Origin of the sequence: Streptosporangium brasiliense, from assembly GCF_030811595.1 — a bacterium.
In the GTDB taxonomy this organism is placed as follows: Bacteria; Actinomycetota; Actinomycetes; order Streptosporangiales; family Streptosporangiaceae; genus Streptosporangium; species Streptosporangium brasiliense.
Window position 1 is genome coordinate 1,751,935 of sequence record NZ_JAUSRB010000001.1, and the last position, 16,888, is coordinate 1,768,822.

Consider the following 16,888-nt stretch of genomic DNA (forward strand, 5'->3'; position numbering starts at 1 on the left):
TACTCCCCTCGTCCCTACAGGTTAGGCGACCGCGGCGTGCCGCTCCACCCATCCGGCCGGATCCACCGGATCCGGCGGCCCGCCCCGGCGGCCCGCCCGGGCCGCGGACGGCGCCGGGCCTACCCCCGCACGCCGGCCAGGGGCACGTGATCACAGTCGTAGCCGAAGTAGCGCGGCCCGGCGAGCGCCAGCCCGGCGGGGGTGGTCCACCGGGGGTCGCAGGGCGCCGCGATCACCGTGACACGCAGGCCGTACCGCATGGCCTCGGTGGTGACCGGCTCGCCGGTGTCGGTGTCCAGGACGCAGATCAGGTCCGGGGTGGTCGCGACGGTGGCGCCGTCCCGCACGGCCAGCAGGTGCTCGTTCTGGAAGCTCAGCTCCAGGACGCCGTCCGGGCCCTCCAACCGGGCGCGGCCCCGGGCGAAGCCGCCGGTGGTGCGGCGCTCCACGTCGACGACCTTGCCGCTGAGCAGGCGCACGCCCTCCAGCAGCCGCCTGGCCGCCTCCACCGGGTCGGAGTGCTCGGCCCGCGCCAGCCGTACGGCCCGGCCCAGGTCCTCCGCCAGCGTGAGCGTCGCCGGGACCAGCCCGTCGCGGAGCTGGTCGCCGCGGAGCACGGTGTCGGCGCAGGAGACCTGGCAGCCCATCTCCACGCAGGCCGCCCGGGCGATCTTCTCCGACCACCGGTTGGAGACCGCGTCGACGACCAGGGTGTTGCCCTTGTCGTCGGCCAGGGCCATCGGGGTGGTCGAGACGCCGATCAGCGTGGGCAGCACCATCTGGGCCTCGGGGAAGGCCCGGCCCATGGCGTCCCCGTCGACCAGCGGCAGCCCGGCCTGGGCGGCGGCGGCGATGGGGATCATGGAGTTCACGCCGCCGACCTCGATCGGGACGATGTGGGTGGCCCGCCGGCCGAGCACGGCCTCCAGCGCGCGCAGGGCGGTGAGCTCCTCGGTGCCCGCCGGGAGCTTCTCCAGCAGCACGGTCGGCGCGCCCATGCCGGAGACCGGCACGACGGTGGCGTCGTGCGGCACCTCGTCGATGTCCAGGACGGTCACCGGGCCGTGGGCGCGGATCGCCTCGCGGGCCAGGAGCTTGCCGATGTAGGGGTCGCCCCCGCCGCCGGTGCCCAGGATCCCGGCGCCGCGGGCGAGGTCGTCGAGCTGGTCGGCTCCGAGTTCACGCATTGATCTTCTCCAGGTCCAGGTCGCCGACCGCCTTGACGCGGACGCGGGTCGCGCCGCCGGGCAGGTAGGCCAGGGGGATCTCCTCCACCTCGACGATCCGCACGCTGCCGGCGCGGGCCCCGGCCCGTTCGGCGCGGGAGACCGCCTTGTCGCGGGCCTCGTCGAGCATGGCGTCGCGGGCTCCGGAGAAGACCTGGTCCACCTCGCCGCCGACCTGCGCGATGGCCGCGCCGACGGCGTTGGCGACGGCGAAGTGGCCGGGCCGGTGGACCTCGTCGAAGCCGGGCAGGCCGTCGGGGATGAGGATGCTGCCGCCGCCGACGGCGACGACGGGCAGCGGGGCGGCCGAGGTCCGCATCCGGTCCACGGTCTCGGCGACGCGCTCGGCGATCCGCGCCAGCGCGGCGCGGGGGTCGAGGTGCGCGACGAGCGAGGGGTCGCCGATCTCGGCGTAGCCGGCCGCCACCGCCAGGTCGGTGGCGGTGAGGGTGGAGCCGCCGAAGACCAGGGCCTCCTCGGTGAGCCGGTAGCCGACGCTGCGCGGCCCGGCCGAGCCGTCCGGGGCGATGAGCGAGCCGCCGCCGATGCCCAGCGACAGCACGTCGGGGATGCGGAAGTTGGTCCGCACCCCGGCCAGCTCCGCCTCGCCGGTGGCCTCCCGGGGGAAGCCGCCGACCAGGATGCCCACGTCGGTGGTGGTGCCGCCGATGTCGACCACGGCGCAGTCGGTGAGCCCGGACAGGTACGCCGCGCCCCGCATCGAGTTGGTCGGCCCCGAGGCGAACGTCGCCACCGGGTAGCGCTGCGCCTGCCGGAGGTCCATCAGCGTCCCGTCGTTCTGCGACAGGAACAGCGGGGCGACGATGCTCGCGGTCTTCAGCGCGTCTTCGAAGGCGCCGACGGTGCGCTCGGCGAGCGGTCGCAGGGCGGCGTTGACGATGGTGGCGTTCTCCCTGGCCAGCAGGCCGATCCTGCCGATCTCGTGGGAGAGCGACAGGTGGACCTCCGGGCCGAGCTCGGCGGCCAGGATCTCCGCGGCGCGCAGCTCGAACTCCCCGCTGACCGGAGAGAAGACCGAGGAGACCGCCACCGAGCGCAGCCCCCGGGCGGCGATGTCGGCCGCGACCCGCTTCAGCTCCTCGGGGTCGAGGTCGGAGATGGGGGTGCCGTCGTACTCGTGGCCGCCGTGGCACAGGTAGTCGTGCCCCCTGACGACCTCGCGCAGCCGGGCCGGCCAGTCGACCATCGGCGGCAGCGCGGCGGTGGCGGGCAGGCCCAGCCGTACGGCGGCGACGGGCTCCAGGCGGGAGGCCTCCACCAGCGCGTTGACGAAGTGGGTGGTGCCGATCATCACGGCGGAGGCGTCGGCGGCGCCGAGGGCGGTGATCGCCCCTGCGACGCCGGAGGTGACGTCCGCCGTGGTGGGGGACTTGACGGCGGCCAGCACCTCGCCGGCGTCGCCGAGCAGGGCGGCGTCGGTGTTGGTGCCGCCGACGTCGATTCCGATGCGCATCATGCTCTTCTTCCCGATGGCTTTCAGGCGTGTACGGCGGGCTGTTCGACGGGGAGTTCCCGTGTCCCCCGGACCAGGCCGAGCCTTCCGGCGGCGACGTAGCCGAGCCCGGCCAGGACGAGGGAGTTGAGGGCGGGGATGCCGATCCACCCGTAGATGTCGCTCAGCCAGCCGACCAGGGCCGCGGCCCCCCAGATCACGAGGGTGGCGGGCACCCAGGCGGGCTCGGTCTCGGGCAGCCGCCCGAGCTCCCGGGAGGTGTCCAGGACGGGCCGCCAGCGCTTGACCACGAAATACTCGGCGACCATGATCCCGGCGATCGGCGGGGTGACGACGCCGAGGACGAACAGGAAGCCGGCGAAGGCGTCCAGGATCCCGGCCGCGGCGGCGACGCTGCCCAGCAGGCCGATGCCGAGGGTGACGGCGACCCGGTTGAGCCGCACGCCGACCGTGGACTCCACGGCGTTCATCAGGCCGAGCGCCGCCGAGTAGAGGTTCCAGTTGTTGATCTTCACGGTGGCCGAGACCAGGATGACGACGCCGACGATGCCCGAGGAGGCGGTGATGATCGCGACGATGTCGGAGGTCTTGACGGCGTAGGCGAGCAGCACCCCGGCCAGGCCGAGCACGTACTCGCCGAGGGAGATGCCGACCAGCGTCTGCTTGACCACGTCACCGGTGCTGCGGTTGAAGCGGGTCATGTCCGGGGTGGTGACCGCGCCGACGATGTAGGAACCGGCGACGATCGTCGCGCCGGTGGCGATCGTGATCGGCTCGCCGAACGGCGCGGAGGAGACCAGCTCGCCCAGGCTGTGCCGGGAGACCTCCACCCACATGGCCCAGCCGGCCAGCCCGAGGAAGGCGGGCACGGTGACGAAGGCCGTCCAGCCCATCGCCCTGAACCCCTTGAGGACCAGGGCGGTCACCCCGAGCCCGGCGATGAGCGACCAGGCCCACAGGGGGACGCCGCTCATGATGGCGTGCAGGCCCGCCGCGAAGACCGCGGTCTGTACGCCGAACCAGCCGAACAGGCTCAGCGTGATGATCACACCGATCAGCGTGGAGCCGTACCGGCCGAACCCGGTCCAGCGGGCCAGCACGGAGGTGGACAGGCCCTCGCGCATCCCGGCGACGCCGACGAAGATGCAGACGACCTCCAGGATCACCGACCCCAGCGTGAAGGCCCAGAACGCCCCCCAGAACGACAGCCCCGCGCCCAGCGTCGCGCCGAGCAGGAACTGCGTCAGGTCCGACAGCTGGCCGAAGCGCTGTACGGCCACGTTGAACCAGGAGTAACGGGCTTGTTGCGGGACCCGCTCCAGCGGGTAGTCCTCATCGATCATTGCGAAGGCCTTTCAGGGGGGTTCAGAGCTGTGAGGGGGGACCGGCCGCCCGGGCACGGAGCCTGAGGAACGGGCCGGGCAGGTAGGGCAGCGGGGAGGCGTCGGTCTCGACGATCTCGACGTGCCGGGGATCGGCCCCGGCGCGCACCGCGTGCGCCCGCGCCTCCTCCACGACGGCGTCGAGCGCCTCGGGGAGCGGGGCCCGTCCCTCCAGGCGGACGATCCGCTCGTACTGCCCGCCGACCGGGCTGGTCGCCGCGCCGATCGCCCCGGCGGTCCGGCCGTGCTCGGGCCGCCGGACGTCCGGGACTCCCAGCGCCCCGTCCGGTACGGCCGGCGCCCCGCCGCCCACCATGACCACCGGCAGCCGGTCCAGGCCCGGCTGCAGCCGGTCCACCGCCTCGGCCAGCTCCGTGAGGGTCCCGTCCTCCCCGAAGGGGTCGGGGGCGCGGCCACGGTGGGGGGCCGCCGGGACGCGGTCGGAGGGCCCGGGGGCGCGGTCACCGGCCGGGGCGCGGGGCACCCGGATCAGTTCGGGGATGCGGAAGCCCACGGGCACCCCGCCTATGTCGGCGCCCCGCGTGGTCTCCTCGGGGAAACCCCCGGCCAGCGCCCCGACCCGGATGCGGCCCGCGCCCACGTCGGCGACCACCGCGTCCCGCAGCCCGGTCAGCACGCCCGCGCCGCGCAGCGTGCTCGCCGGCCCGCTGCCCAGGCTGAGGCCGGGATGGCGGGCCAGATACTCCAGGCTCATCAGCGTGCCGTCCCCCCGGGTCACGAAGACGGCCGCACCGGGGAGGGCGAGGGCCAGCCGCTCGGCGGTGTCCTGGGCGAACCGGGAGAGCGCCGCGTCCAGGATCGTCGCGTTCTCCCGCTCGATCAGCCCCAGGGAGCCCAGGTCGGCCGAGAGGGAGACCGGCACCGGCCCGAGCTCGGCGCGGAGGATCTCCGCGGCCTCGCGTTCCTGGTCCCCGTCGATGGGGGAGAACACGCCGGTCACGGCCACGGCCTCGGCCCGCCCCGCCACCCGGCCCGCGAACCGGGCGACCGCCTCGCGGTCCAGCGGGGTCCGGTGCTCGGGGCCCAGGCCGCCGCCGCCGTCGACGATCCCCGCGCCCGCCTCGACCGCCTCCAGCAGGTCGGCGGGCCAGCCGAAGAACGGCCGCACGGCCTGCGCGGAGGGGCCGCCGATGCGCAGCGCGGCGACCCGGCAGAGCCCGGCGCGCTCGGCGACCGCGGTGGCGGCCCCGCGCAGCCCGACGGCGACCCGGACGGCCCCGGCGCCGCCGGGCGCGAGGGGGACGCGGCCGGAGTGTCCGGAGCGGATGTGCGTGAGCGTGCGGGGGACGCGCCGGGCGGCCGGGGGGACACGCGTGACCGGCGCGGCCGGGAGGCGCCCGGTGGAGCCGAGCGCCGCGAGCGCCGCGACCACGCCGGCCACCGGGTCGCCGTGGACCGAGCCCACCTTGACCGTGGCCAGCACGGCCCCGGCGTCGTCCAGCGCGGCGGCGTCGGTGTTGGTGGGCCCCACGTCCACGCCGATGTTCATCTCCCCACCTCCGGCGCGGAACGCCGCGCCGTCCCGGACGGTCCGGAGGGGACGGCCGGGGCCGGCGGCAGGGGGGAGGCGGCGGGCTCGGACGTCCCGCGAGGCCGGGGGAGCTCCGGGAGCCCGCGGAGCCCGAAGGCCTCGGGGCCGCCGAGCCGGAGTCCGGCGGGAGTCCGCCAGACGGGGTCGCACTCCAGATGCACGACGCCCACCCGCAGGCCGTACCGGAGCTGCTCGACCTGGACGGCGTCGCCGCTCCTGGTGTCCAGCAGCGCGATGACGTCCGGGACGGCGGCCAGCGGGTCGCCGTCCTCGAAGACCGCCAGGTATTCGCTCTGCGCCTCGATCCGGACGAGCCGTCCGGCGTCCGGGCCCAGCCCCTCGACGAGGATCGAGCCGCCCTCCACCTCGGCGACCTTCCCGGTGAGCAGGGGAACCGGCAGGCGCCGGCCGATCTCGGCCGCGCGGGTGACCGAGCCGGTGACGGTGGCGGCCCGGACCTGGCCGGCGCGCAGCACGTACTCGCTGGAGGCCACCTGTCCGCCGAACGCCTCCAGCGAGACCCGCACCAGGCGCTCCAGCCAGCGGCCGTCGACGTTGTCGATCACAACGGTCCGGCCGCGCTCGTCGCAGAGCACGGCGGGCGTGGGGCTGATGCCGTGCAGCTCCATCGCGGTCTGGTCCATCCGGGGGAAGGCCCGCCCCATGCCGTCGGCGTCGACCAGCGGCAGCCCGAGGTAGGCCGCCCAGGCCACGGCGACGCATCCGTTGGCGCCGCCGATCTCGCTCGGCATCAGCGCCGCGACGCGGGAGCCGTGCAGCTTCTCGACCTTGTCGCGCAGGTAGGCGGGTTCGCCTCTGCCGCCGATCCGCTCGACCTGCACCGCGGAGGTGCCCGCGCTGCCGCAGGGCATGACGAGGGCGTCGCCGTCCAGCTCCTCCGGCTGGACGACGCGGACCGGGCCGTGCTCCTCCAGGGCCTGCTGGGCCACCGCGCGCATCATCGACACCGATCCGCCGCCGCCCGAACCCAGGACGGCGCAGCCGCGCGCGTACGCGGGGAGCAGTTCGATGTCGATGTCCACACCGAAAGGCTATGGACGGCCTCCCGCATGCTCCCTGTGCTGGGAGAACACGGTTGGCCGGGTAAATGTGACCCTGGCACACTGGGAAGGTGATGGACCGCCTGCTGGGCGCACCCGGCCTCGACGGCCTGCGGCATCTGGCCGGCCCGCTCGCCGCCCGGCGGGTCGTCCACGTCCGGCTGGCGGAGGACCTGCGCGACCTGGTCCGCCAGCCGCCCGGATCCATGATCGTGCTGACCGGCGCCGCCACCCGGCAGGCGGCCGGCTACCGCCTGGACGTCGCCATCCGCGACGCCGCCGCGGCGTCGGCCGCGGCCCTGGTGCTCACCTCCTTCGACGCCCCGCTCCCCGCCACCGCGACGGCCCTGGCCGAGCGGGGCGCACTCGCGCTGCTCGCCTTCACCGGAGATCTCGCCGAGCTGGCGGTGGCGGCCGAACGGGCCCTGTCCGGCCCGGCGGCGGACGCGCTGGCCCGGGCCGAGGCGGCGACCTCGGCCGTCCTGCGCGCGGGCGGCGACCCCGACCGGATCGCCGAGGCGGCCTCCCAGGCCCTCGGCGTCCCGGTCCGCACCGACGGCGCGGTCTTCTCGGCGGACCTCCCGGCGGACCCGCCGGACGCCCCGCCCACCGGCTCCGCCTCGCCGCAGGGCCATCTCGCCCGCGCCGTCCGGCTGGTCCTCGGCGTCGCCGCTCTCGCCGCCTCCGGCGGCCAGTCCGACGACCACCCCGTGCGCTCGCGCTCGCAACTGCTCACCGAGCTGCTGATCGCCCCCGAGGAGCAGGCGTTCCGGCTCGCCACCCGCGCCCGCGCCCTCGGGCTCGCCGTCGACTCCTGGCACATCGCGCTCCGCGTGGAGCCCACCGCGCTGGCCGGTACGGACCGTTACGCCGTGCTCGACGCGGTGGGACCCGTCGCGGCGCGCCTGCTGCGCTCGGCGGGCGGACCCGACTGGCACCTGGCCCGCGCCGACGACGCGCTGATCGTCATCCGCACCCAGCAGCTCGACCCGGGCAGGGACGGCCTGCGGGCCGCCGTCGCCGACGCCGGATGGCTGCTGTCCCGGCTCGGTGACCGCTTCCCCGGCGCGGGTCTGCGCTGCGGGGTCAGCGGCGCGCACCGCGGCCCGCTCGGCCTGCGCGCCTCGGCCCTCGAAGCCCGTACGGCGCTGCTCCGCAACCCGGCCGCCGCCTCGCCGGTCACCGCGCACGACGTGGCGGGGCTCGACCGCATGCTCGTGGAGTGGTATTCCTCCGACGCCGCCCGCCAGGCCGTGCAGGAGCTCCTCGCCCCGCTGCTGGCCCTCGGGCCCAAGCGGGCCGAGCCGCTGGTGCGGACCCTGCAGTCCTACCTCGACCACCAGGGCTCGCCCGCCCGGGTCGCCGAGGAGCTCCACCTGCACCGCAACGCCGTGAGCCAGCGGATCCGGCGCATCGAGGACCTCCTCCACACCGATCTCGGCGATCCCCAGCAGCGTCTGGCCCTGCAGCTCGCCTGCCGGGCGGCCCGGATCTGAGTGTGGCCGGCGGCGGACCCTCAGCCGGCGACGGTGAGGACGATCTTTCCGGCCGTCCGGCCGCTCTCGCCGATCTCGTGGGCCTTGGCCGCCTGTTCGAGCGGCAGGACCGTGTCGATCTCGGCGCGCAGCTGCCCCGCCTCGACGAGCGCCGCGATCGCCTTCATCCCCGCGTGGTCGGGCTCGACGATCGTGAACCCGGCCCGCAGGCCGAGCTTGTCCGCCTCGGACGCCAGATACGCCTCAGCCGGTGAGGCGAGCGACACGACGATGCCGCCGCCGCGCAGGGTCCGCAGCGAGCGCGGCCCGTAGTCGCCTCCGATGGTGTCGATCACGATGTCGATGTCGCCGACCGCCGAGGCGAAATCGACCTGCGTGTAGTCGATGACCTCGTCGGCCCCGAGGGCGCGGACGAAGGCGTGCTTGGCCGAGCGGGCGGTGCCGACGACGTACGCGCCGCGTGCCTTGGCGATCTGGACGGCCAGGTGGCCGACGCCGCCCGCCGCGGCGTGGACCAGCACGCGCTGGCCGGGCCGTACGTCGGCGGTGTCCACCAGCGACTGCCAGGCGGTGAGCGCGGCCAGCGGCAGCGCGGCGGCCTCCACGTGGGAGAGGCCGGCCGGCTTGCGGGCCAGGTGCCGCGCCGGGGAGGTCACGTACTCCGCGTAGGTGCCCGCCGCCTGCGGCAGGCGCGGCATGCCGAACACCTCGTCGCCGGGCTTGAACACGCTCACGCCGAGTCCGACGGCCTCGACCACGCCGGACACGTCCCATCCCAGCCTGACCGGCGAGCCGCCCAGCAGCCCCCCGGTGGCCCGGTGCCACCGGTCGGTCGGGTTCACCCCGGCCGCGTGGACCCGGATGAGCACCTCCGAGATCCCGGGCTCCGGGCGGTCCACCTCCACCACCTTCAACACCTCGGGTCCGCCGAGCGAGTCCTGGCCGATGGCGCGCATAGTCGTTGTTCCTTTGCTCTCGGGTGATCGCCTGGTGCGGCGTACGGCCAACGTTGCCGCAGCCGGCCGGCCCCTACGAGTGGCCAGATAGCCAATATGTGAAAGAATCTGGCCATGCATCGCGTTGTCGTACTGGCCCTTGAGGGTGTCTATCCGTTCGAGCTGAGCATCCCGGTCCGGATCTTCGGCACCGCGGTCGGGAAGGACGGCGAGCCGCTCTACGAGGTGATCACCTGCAGTCTCGACGGAGGCCCGGTGAGAACCGACGCCGACTTCACCGTCGCCGTGGAGCACGGGGTCGAGGCTTTCGATACGGCGGACACCCTGGTGATCCCCCCGTTCGTCTGCGGTCCGGTGGAACCCAGGGACCGGCTCCCCGAGCCGCTGGCCGAGGCGTTCACCCGCCTTCGGCGGGGCACCCGCATCGTGTCGATCTGCACCGCCTCATACGTCCTCGCCGCCGCGGGCCTGCTCGACGGCCGCCCGGCGACCACGCACTGGAACGACGCCGGCCACTTCCAGCGGACGTTCCCGCGGGTCAAACTCGATCCGGACGTGCTGTTCGTCGACGACGGCGATGTGCTCACCGCGGCGGGGGTCGCCGCCGGCATCGACCTGTGCATGCACATCGTGCGCCGTGACCACGGCAGCGAGGTCGCCAACTGGGTGGCCCGCCGCTGCGTCGTGCCGCCCTGGCGTGAGGGCGGTCAGGCGCAGTTCATCGAGCGGCCGGTGCCCGAGCCGTCGGCGGCCACCACCTCCGCGACCCGCGTGTGGGCGCTCGAGCGGCTCGACCGGCCGCTCTCGCTGTCCGAGCTGGCCGGCCACGCGCGGATGAGCGTCCGCACCTTCTCCCGGCGCTTCCGCGACGAGGTGGGGATGACCCCCGGCCAGTGGCTGGCCCGGCAGCGCGTCGAGCACGCGCGCCGCCTGCTGGAGACCACGGACCTGCCGGTGGACCGCATCGCCGCCGAGGCGGGCTTCGGGACCGCCGCCTCGCTGCGCCAGCACCTGACCGCCACGATCGGCGTGTCGCCCATGGCCTACCGCCACACGTTCCGCGCCGGCGACCACGCGCCGGCCACGCACCGGTGAGCGCGGCGCCGACCGGACGGAAGGCCGAGGACGGGGAAGGCCCATGGCGCCGGGTAAGGCGGCCATGGGCCGGGTCCCATGAGCGTCACACCGGGTCACGGTGACTCATGGCGCACGCGGACCTAGGGAGGAGGCGGTCCGCCTGCGAGTTCGAGAGGCCGGGCGCACCCGGCGGGCGCGGCCCAGGCCGGGCGTGCCCGTGCCGAGGGGCCCCGATGGAGCGCGCCCCGGCCGGGCCGCGCCGGTGGAGCGCGGTCCAGCGGTCCAGCGGTCTAGCGGAGCGCGGCCGCCTCGGCGGCCAGCTTCTCGATCCGCGCGTAGTCACCGGTGGCCAGCGCGTCGGCGGGGGTGAGCCAGCTTCCGCCCACGCAGCCGACGTTGGGCAGCGCCAGGTAGCCGGGGGCCGTCGAGAGCTTGATCCCGCCCGTCGGGCAGAACCGCACGTCGGGCAGCGGACCGCCGAGCGACTTCAGGTACGGCAGGCCACCGGCGGCCTCGGCCGGGAAGAACTTCATCTCCGTCAGCCCGCGCTCGGCCAGGGCCATGACCTCCGACGCGGTCGCCACACCGGGCAGGAACGGCACGCCGCTCGCCTCCATGGCGTCCACCAGCTTCGGCGTGCTGCCCGGGCTGACCAGGAACCCGGCGCCGGCCGCCACGGAGGCCGCCACGTCGGCCGGGGTACGGATGGTCCCGGCGCCGATCACCGCGTCGGGCACCTCGGCGGCGATCCGCTCGATGGCTTGCAGGGCGTCGGCCGTGCGGAGGGTCACCTCGATCACCGGCAGACCGCCCGCCACCAGGGCGCGCGCCATGGGCACCGCGGCCTCCAGGTCGTCGATCACGACGACCGGGACGACCGGGGCGATGTCCAGCAGACTCATACATACTCCATGTTCGACAGGCGCTGGTTCAACCAGGCCGCCGCGCCGACCAGCGCGGGCTGGGGGGCCACGATCAGGGTCGTGGCGATGGCGGACAGATAGTCGGTCAGGGTCGGGGTGGCCTCGAACCGGCGGCGGAAGTCGCTGGCGCGGACCCGCTCCACGATACGGGGCAGCACACCGCCGCCCAGATAGACGCCGCCACGGGCGCCCAGGGTCAGCGCGACGTTCCCGGCGAAGGTGCCGAGCATCCCGCAGAAGACCTCGATGGTCTCGGCGCACAGCGAGTCGTCCAGCCGGGCCACGATGTCCGAGGCGGACAGCCGCGGCGCGTCCACGCCGTTCACCAGCGCGAGACCGTGGTGCAGCCGGGTCAGTCCCGGCCCCGACAGCAGGTGCTCGGCCACCACGTGGGTCAGCCCCTCGGCGCGCAGCGCCTGGACGATCGCGTGGTCACGCTCGTCCAGGACCGGCACGGTGACGTGCCCGCCCTCGCCGGGGACCGGCACCCAGCCCTCGGCCGCGGGCACCAGGCCGCCCACGCCGAGGCCCGTCCCCGGGCCCAGCACGGCCTTGACCCCGCGCGAGGGCTCGGGGCCGCCAAGGGAGACCAGGTCGTCACCCTCCAGGTGCGGCAGCGACGCCGCCAGGGCCTCGAAGTCGTTGAGCAGCTCGACGTGGGGGATCCCCAGATCGAGCACCGAACCGGACCAGCCGGCGTTGGTGAGCCGGTAGCGGTCGCCCTCCACCGGACCCGCGATCGCGATGCAGGCCGCTCCCGGCTGAACTCCGCCCGCATGTTCTGCGAGATAGGCGGCTACGGCTTCGGGGAGCCCGTCGTGATCCGCTCCGGCCAGTACGGCCACCGCCTCCGGCTGCCCGCCGGGCTCGGTGACCAGCGCGAACCGGGCGTTGGTGCCGCCGATGTCGGCGACGAGCCAGGGAAGGCTCACCGGGCCTCCTTCTCCGCCGCGTCCGTGTGCGAGAGGGCGCGCCCGCCGTGCCGCCCGCTCACGCCGGGACCCCGTCCGCGGCGGCGCGGGCGACGGCCTCCGCCTCGCCGTTCAGGGCGAAGATCCCGGCACCGCGCTCGGCGGGGCCCGCCGTACGGCGGAAGGCGGCGAACAGCTCGCGGCCGGTGCCCACCCACTGGGCGTCGGTGAGCGGCGCCCCCTGTGGGGTGCGGGCGGCCAGCTCCTCGGCCGGGACCAGCAGCTCCAGGGTGCCCGCGGTGGAGTCGAGGCGGATCGGGTCACCGTCGCAGACCAGCGCGATCGGGCCGCCGTGGGCGGCCTCGGGCGACAGGTGGATGGCGGCGGGGACCTTGCCCGACGCGCCGGACATGCGGCCGTCGGTGACGATCGCCACCCGCTGACCCCGGTCCAGCAGCACCGACAGCGGCGGGGTGAGCTTGTGCAGCTCCGGCATGCCGTTCGCGCTCGGACCCTGGTAGCGGATGACCGCCACGAAGTCCTGCCCGTCCAGCTCACCCGCCTCGAAGGCGCGCAGCAGCTCCAGCTGGTCGTCGAAGACCTTCGCCGGGGCCTCGATGACCAGGTGCTCGTCCTTGACCGCGGAGACCTTGCTGACCGCGCAGCCCAGGTTGCCGTTGAGCATGTGGATGCCGCCGTCGGGGGAGAAGGCGTCCGAGACGGGACGGAGCACGTCCAGGTCGGTGCTGCCGCCGGTGCGCTCCTCCCAGACCAGCTCGCCGTCCTTGAGCTCGACGGACGAGCGGTAGTGGTCCAGCCCGTGCCCGGCGACCGTCAGCACGTCGCGGTGGAGCAGCCCGGCGTCCAGCAGGTCGCCGATGAGCACCTGCATGCCGCCCGCGGCCTGGAAGTGGTTCACGTCCGCCTGCCCGTTGGGGTACATGCGGGTGAGCAGCGGCACCACCTTCGACAGCGCGGCCAGGTCGTCCCAGAGCAGGTTGATGCCGGCCGCCGCGGCGATGGCGACGATGTGCATGGTGTGGTTGGTCGAGCCGCCGGTGGCCAGCAGCGCCACGCAGGCGTTGACGACCGCCTTCTCGTCGACGACCCGGCCCACGGGGGTGTACTCGTCGCCGTGCGCGGTCAGCTCCACCGCCCGCCTGCCCGCCGCCTCCGTCAGGGCCTCGCGCAGCTCGGTGCGCGGGTTGACGAAGGTCGAGCCGGGCAGGTGCAGGCCCATGACCTCGATCATGACCTGGTTGGAGTTGGCGGTGCCGTAGAAGGTGCAGGTGCCGGGGGAGTGGTAGGACTTCGACTCGGCGTCGAGCAGCTCTCCCTTGCCGACCTTGCCCTCGGCGAACAGCTGCCGGGTGCGGGCCTTGACCTTGTTGGGCAGGCCGGAGGTCATCGGCCCGGCCGGCACGAACACCGCCGGCAGGTGGCCGAAGTGCAGCGCGCCGATCAGCAGGCCCGGCACGATCTTGTCGCAGACGCCGAGCATGAGCGAGGCGTCGAACATGTCGTGCGAGAGCGCGATCGCGGTGGCCATCGCGATGACCTCGCGGCTGTAGAGCGACAGCTCCATGCCCGCGCGGCCCTGCGTGATGCCGTCGCACATGGCGGGCACGCCGCCGGCGAACTGCGCGACGCCGCCGGCCTTGCGGACGGCCGCCTTGAGCGTCGCCGGGTAGGTCTCGTACGGCTGGTGCGCCGACAGCATGTCGTTGTAGCTCGACACGATCGCCACGCCGGGCTTGACGTTGGAGCGCAGGTCGAGCTTGTCGGCCTGGCCCGCGGCCGCGAAGCCGTGGGCCAGGTTGGCGCAGCCCAGGCCGGCCCGGGCCGGTCCGCGCCGGCGGGCCTCCTCGGCCTCGGCGTCGAGCCGTGCCAGGTAGGCGGTACGGCTGGCGCGGCTACGTTCGATCAGGCGGTCGGTGATCTCCTGGATGACGGGGTTCATCCGGCCTCCTCCGTCGTTGTCGGGTCGGTCTGCGTGTCCTGCTGGGGCCGTCCGGGCCTCGTGGGCGCTCATGCGGGGTCCTCCTCGTGCCAGAAGCGGCCGCTGCGCAGGACGAGCTCGTGGGCTCCGGCGGGGCCCGGGGAGCCCGCCGGGTACGGCTCGGGCGGGGTGCCCCACGACTCCCACTCCCGCAGGATCGGGTCGATGAAGCGCCAGGCGGCCTCCACCTCGTCGCGCCGCATGAACAGGGTCGGGTTGCCGGTGAGGACGTCCATGAGCAGCCGCTCGTAGGCCTCGGGCACCCGGTTGGTGAAGGTCTCGGCGAAGCTCAGGCTGAGCGGGACCGGCTTGAGCGCCACCTCGCCCGCGCCCGGCTCCTTGGCCATCAGGTGCAGCCTGATGCCCTCGCTCGGCTGCAGCCGGAGCACCAGCCGGTTGGGCGCGCTGCCCGGGAAGATCGAGTGGGGCACGTCCTTGAACTGCACCACGATCTCCGAGCACCGGTACGGCATGCGCTTGCCGGTGCGCAGGTAGAACGGCACGCCCGCCCAGCGCCAGTTCTTGACCTCGGCGCGGATCGCGGCGAAGGTCTCCACCTGGCGGGAGGCGTCGGTGGGCGCGGTGTTGTCGGGCTCGTCGAGGTAGCCGGGGACCGGCACGCCGCCGGACTCTCCCGCGGTGTACTGGCCGCGGACGGTGAAACGGTCCACCTCGCCACCGGTGATCGGCCGCAGCGACTCCAGGACCTTGACCTTCTCGTCGCGGATGGACTCGCGGTCGTTGCGCGCCGGCGGCTCCATCGCGACCAGGCAGAGCAGCTGGAGCAGGTGGTTCTGGACCATGTCGCGCAGCGCGCCCGCGTGGTCGTAGTAGCCGCGGCGGCCCGGCGTGCCCACGGTCTCGGCGGCGGTGATCTGGACGTGGTCGATCCACAGGGAGTTCCAGATCGGCTCCAGGAACGCGTTGGCGAACCGGAGGACGAGCAGGTTCTGGACCGTCTCCTTGCCCAGGTAGTGGTCGATGCGGTAGATCTGCCGCTCGTCGAAGATGGCGCCGACCTCGTCGTTGATGCGCTGCGCGCTGGCCAGGTCGCGGCCGAGCGGCTTCTCCAGCACCACCCGCGAGGCGGGGGTGACCAGCCCGGCCCGGTGCAGCTCCCGGCAGAACGGGCCGAACGTCATGGGCGGGCTGGCCAGGTAGAACACCCGGTCCCGCTGCTCGTGCCCGGCGAGCAGGCCGGTGAGCTTCGCCCAGCCGGTCGTGTCCTCGCCGCCGATGTCGATGGAGACGTGGTGCAGGCGGCCGAGGAAGCGCTGCCAGGTCTCCAGGTCGTCCACCGGCACCGAGCCCCGTACCTCGGCGTCCACCTTGCCGCGGAAGTCGGCGTCGTCGAGCCCGCCGCGGGACATCGCGATGATGCGGGTCTCGGGGGAGAGGCGTCCGTCGCGGTCGCAGTGGTAGAGGGCGGGGAGCAGCTTCCGCATGGAGAGGTCACCTGTGCCGCCGAAGACGATCAGGTCGGCGGATTGCGGGTTCTCTGACATGGGGGGTGCTCCGTAGTGATCTACCGAAATTGGGGATAGATCGGACACTAGCCACATCTTGCGCTCCACACAAGCGGAGTTTTGTAATTCGAGATGAGAAAGGTCGAAGTTTTCATTTCCTAAGTGGGTGTGATTCACTTGGCCGATGCCTCGACGTCCGGCTGCCGCGCTCGCCACCAGCGGTGAGGTGCTCCGCCTCATCCGCACTGGTGAGGCTGTTACGCGCGCGGACATAGGGCGCGTGACCGGTCTGTCCCGGCCCGCCGTCTCCCTGCGCGTCACCGAGCTGCTGGAGCGGGGCCTCGTCGTGGAGGACAGCGAGGGCCCTTCCACCGGGGGCCGGCCCCCCACCCGCCTGGCCTTCAACGCCTCCGGCGGCGTCGTGCTGGTCGCCTCCCTGGGCGCGAGCCGCGCGCAGATCGCCGTCTGCGACCTCGCCGGCCGCGAGCTGGAGCGCGAGGGCCTGGCCGTCGACGTGGAGGAGGGCCCGGACGTCGTCCTCCCCCTGGTCATGGACACCTGGGCCAAGCTGCTCGGCGACCGGCCGATCTCCCAGCTGCGCGGCGTCGGCCTGGGCGTCCCCGCCACGGTCGAGTTCGCGGCGGGCCGCACCGAGAGCGCCCGCATCATGGCGAGCTGGACCGGCGTCGCCATCCCGCCCATCATCGCCGAGCGCTTCCCCGCCCCCGTCTTCCTCGACAACGACGTCAACGTCATCGCGATCGGCGAGCACCGCGCGGTCTACGCGGGCGAGGCCGACGACCTGCTGTTCATCAAGGTCTCCACCCGGATCGGCTCCGGCGTCATCGCGGGCGGCGAGATCCTGCGCGGCGCGCTGGGCGCGGCCGGGGAGATCGGGCACATCCCGGTCCGCGACGGCGGGGGAGTGCTGTGCCGCTGCGGCAACATCGACTGCGTCGACTCGGTGGCCAGCGGCACCGCGATCCTGCGCGACCTGCGCGCCCGCGGGCACCAGGTGGAGACCCTGGCCGACGTGGTGGGCCTGGTGCGGGCGGGCGACGCCGAGACCATGACCGTGGTCCGCAACGCCGCCCGGATGCTGGGCGAGGTCGTGGCCAGCGCGGTCAACCTGCTCAACCCCGCCGTGGTCGTCCTCGGCGGCGACGTGGCCGAGACCTTCCAGCCCATGGTGTCCGGCGTGCGCGAGGTCGTCCACCGCCGCTCGACCGCCCTGTCCACCCGCAACCTGCGGATCGAACGCAGCCGTCTCGGCCCCGGCGCGGGCATCGTCGGCTGCGCCCACATGGTCCTCGACCACATCCTCTCGCCCGAGGCCGTCGACTCCGTCTCCTGACCCGCGCCGGT

13 protein-coding genes are annotated in these 16,888 nt (G+C 74.2%); 3 read left to right on the forward strand and 10 right to left on the reverse strand.

Features of this window, described 5'->3' with window-relative positions:
* Nucleotides 1–119: 119 nt before the first annotated feature.
* Genes J2S55_RS07735 through J2S55_RS07755 form a run of 5 tightly spaced genes read right to left on the reverse strand, consistent with a single transcriptional unit; the run spans nucleotide 120 to nucleotide 6,677 of the window.
* Nucleotides 120–1,187, reverse strand: coding sequence for an S-methyl thiohydantoin desulfurase family protein (locus tag J2S55_RS07735; RefSeq protein WP_306858328.1), 1,068 nt, complete (start codon nucleotides 1,185–1,187; stop codon nucleotides 120–122).
* The gene (locus tag J2S55_RS07740) at nucleotides 1,180–2,703 is read right to left on the reverse strand and encodes a hydantoinase/oxoprolinase N-terminal domain-containing protein (protein ID WP_442480399.1); all 1,524 of its coding nucleotides are present in this window, start codon (nucleotides 2,701–2,703) and stop codon (nucleotides 1,180–1,182) included. Before J2S55_RS07740 ends, J2S55_RS07735 begins: the two co-directional genes overlap by 8 nt.
* Before the next feature lie 20 nt (nucleotides 2,704–2,723).
* Nucleotides 2,724–4,043 (reverse strand): purine-cytosine permease family protein, encoded by a 1,320-nt coding sequence (locus tag J2S55_RS07745; RefSeq protein ID WP_306858329.1) that lies wholly within the window; start codon nucleotides 4,041–4,043, stop codon nucleotides 2,724–2,726.
* Between the two features lie 22 nt (nucleotides 4,044–4,065).
* Nucleotides 4,066–5,592: a hydantoinase/oxoprolinase N-terminal domain-containing protein gene (locus J2S55_RS07750; protein WP_306858330.1), complete on the reverse strand. Its 1,527-nt coding sequence runs from the start codon at nucleotides 5,590–5,592 to the stop codon at nucleotides 4,066–4,068.
* The gene (locus J2S55_RS07755; protein WP_306858331.1) at nucleotides 5,589–6,677 is read right to left on the reverse strand and encodes an S-methyl thiohydantoin desulfurase family protein; all 1,089 of its coding nucleotides are present in this window, start codon (nucleotides 6,675–6,677) and stop codon (nucleotides 5,589–5,591) included. The genes J2S55_RS07750 and J2S55_RS07755 overlap by 4 nt, the downstream gene beginning before the upstream one ends.
* 92 nt (nucleotides 6,678–6,769) lie before the next feature.
* Between J2S55_RS07755 and J2S55_RS07760 the strand changes: the two genes are divergently transcribed.
* Nucleotides 6,770–8,191: a helix-turn-helix domain-containing protein gene (locus tag J2S55_RS07760; RefSeq protein ID WP_306858584.1), complete on the forward strand. Its 1,422-nt coding sequence runs from the start codon at nucleotides 6,770–6,772 to the stop codon at nucleotides 8,189–8,191.
* Between the two features lie 20 nt (nucleotides 8,192–8,211).
* Here the strand turns inward: J2S55_RS07760 and J2S55_RS07765 are convergent, their stop codons facing one another.
* A complete protein-coding gene (locus J2S55_RS07765; RefSeq protein ID WP_306858332.1) occupies nucleotides 8,212–9,147 on the reverse strand; it encodes an NADP-dependent oxidoreductase in 936 nt (311 codons plus the stop codon).
* 114 nt (nucleotides 9,148–9,261) lie between these two features.
* On the opposite strand from J2S55_RS07765, the gene J2S55_RS07770 reads away from it, so the two are divergent.
* Nucleotides 9,262–10,242 (forward strand): GlxA family transcriptional regulator, encoded by a 981-nt coding sequence (locus J2S55_RS07770; RefSeq protein ID WP_306858334.1) that lies wholly within the window; start codon nucleotides 9,262–9,264, stop codon nucleotides 10,240–10,242.
* 272 nt (nucleotides 10,243–10,514) lie between these two features.
* Here J2S55_RS07770 and eda read toward each other — a convergent pair whose 3' ends face one another.
* The 4 genes from eda to zwf form a co-directional block, all read right to left on the reverse strand.
* The gene (eda, locus tag J2S55_RS07775) at nucleotides 10,515–11,126 is read right to left on the reverse strand and encodes a bifunctional 4-hydroxy-2-oxoglutarate aldolase/2-dehydro-3-deoxy-phosphogluconate aldolase (RefSeq protein WP_306858336.1); all 612 of its coding nucleotides are present in this window, start codon (nucleotides 11,124–11,126) and stop codon (nucleotides 10,515–10,517) included.
* Nucleotides 11,123–12,079 (reverse strand): glucokinase, encoded by a 957-nt coding sequence (gene glk, locus J2S55_RS07780; protein ID WP_306858338.1) that lies wholly within the window; start codon nucleotides 12,077–12,079, stop codon nucleotides 11,123–11,125. Before glk ends, eda begins: the two co-directional genes overlap by 4 nt.
* Nucleotides 12,080–12,137: 58 nt before the next feature.
* Nucleotides 12,138–14,018 carry a phosphogluconate dehydratase gene (edd, locus tag J2S55_RS07785; RefSeq protein ID WP_306858339.1) on the reverse strand — a complete coding sequence of 627 codons (1,881 nt, stop codon included), beginning with the start codon at nucleotides 14,016–14,018 and terminating at the stop codon, nucleotides 12,138–12,140.
* A gap of 68 nt (nucleotides 14,019–14,086) precedes the next feature.
* Complete coding sequence (gene zwf / locus J2S55_RS07790; RefSeq protein ID WP_306858340.1) at nucleotides 14,087–15,562, reverse strand: glucose-6-phosphate dehydrogenase; 1,476 nt, start codon at nucleotides 15,560–15,562, stop codon at nucleotides 14,087–14,089.
* 145 nt (nucleotides 15,563–15,707) lie between these two features.
* Between zwf and J2S55_RS07795 the strand changes: the two genes are divergently transcribed.
* Nucleotides 15,708–16,877: an ROK family transcriptional regulator gene (locus J2S55_RS07795; protein ID WP_306858342.1), complete on the forward strand. Its 1,170-nt coding sequence runs from the start codon at nucleotides 15,708–15,710 to the stop codon at nucleotides 16,875–16,877.
* Nucleotides 16,878–16,888 lie beyond the last annotated feature (11 nt).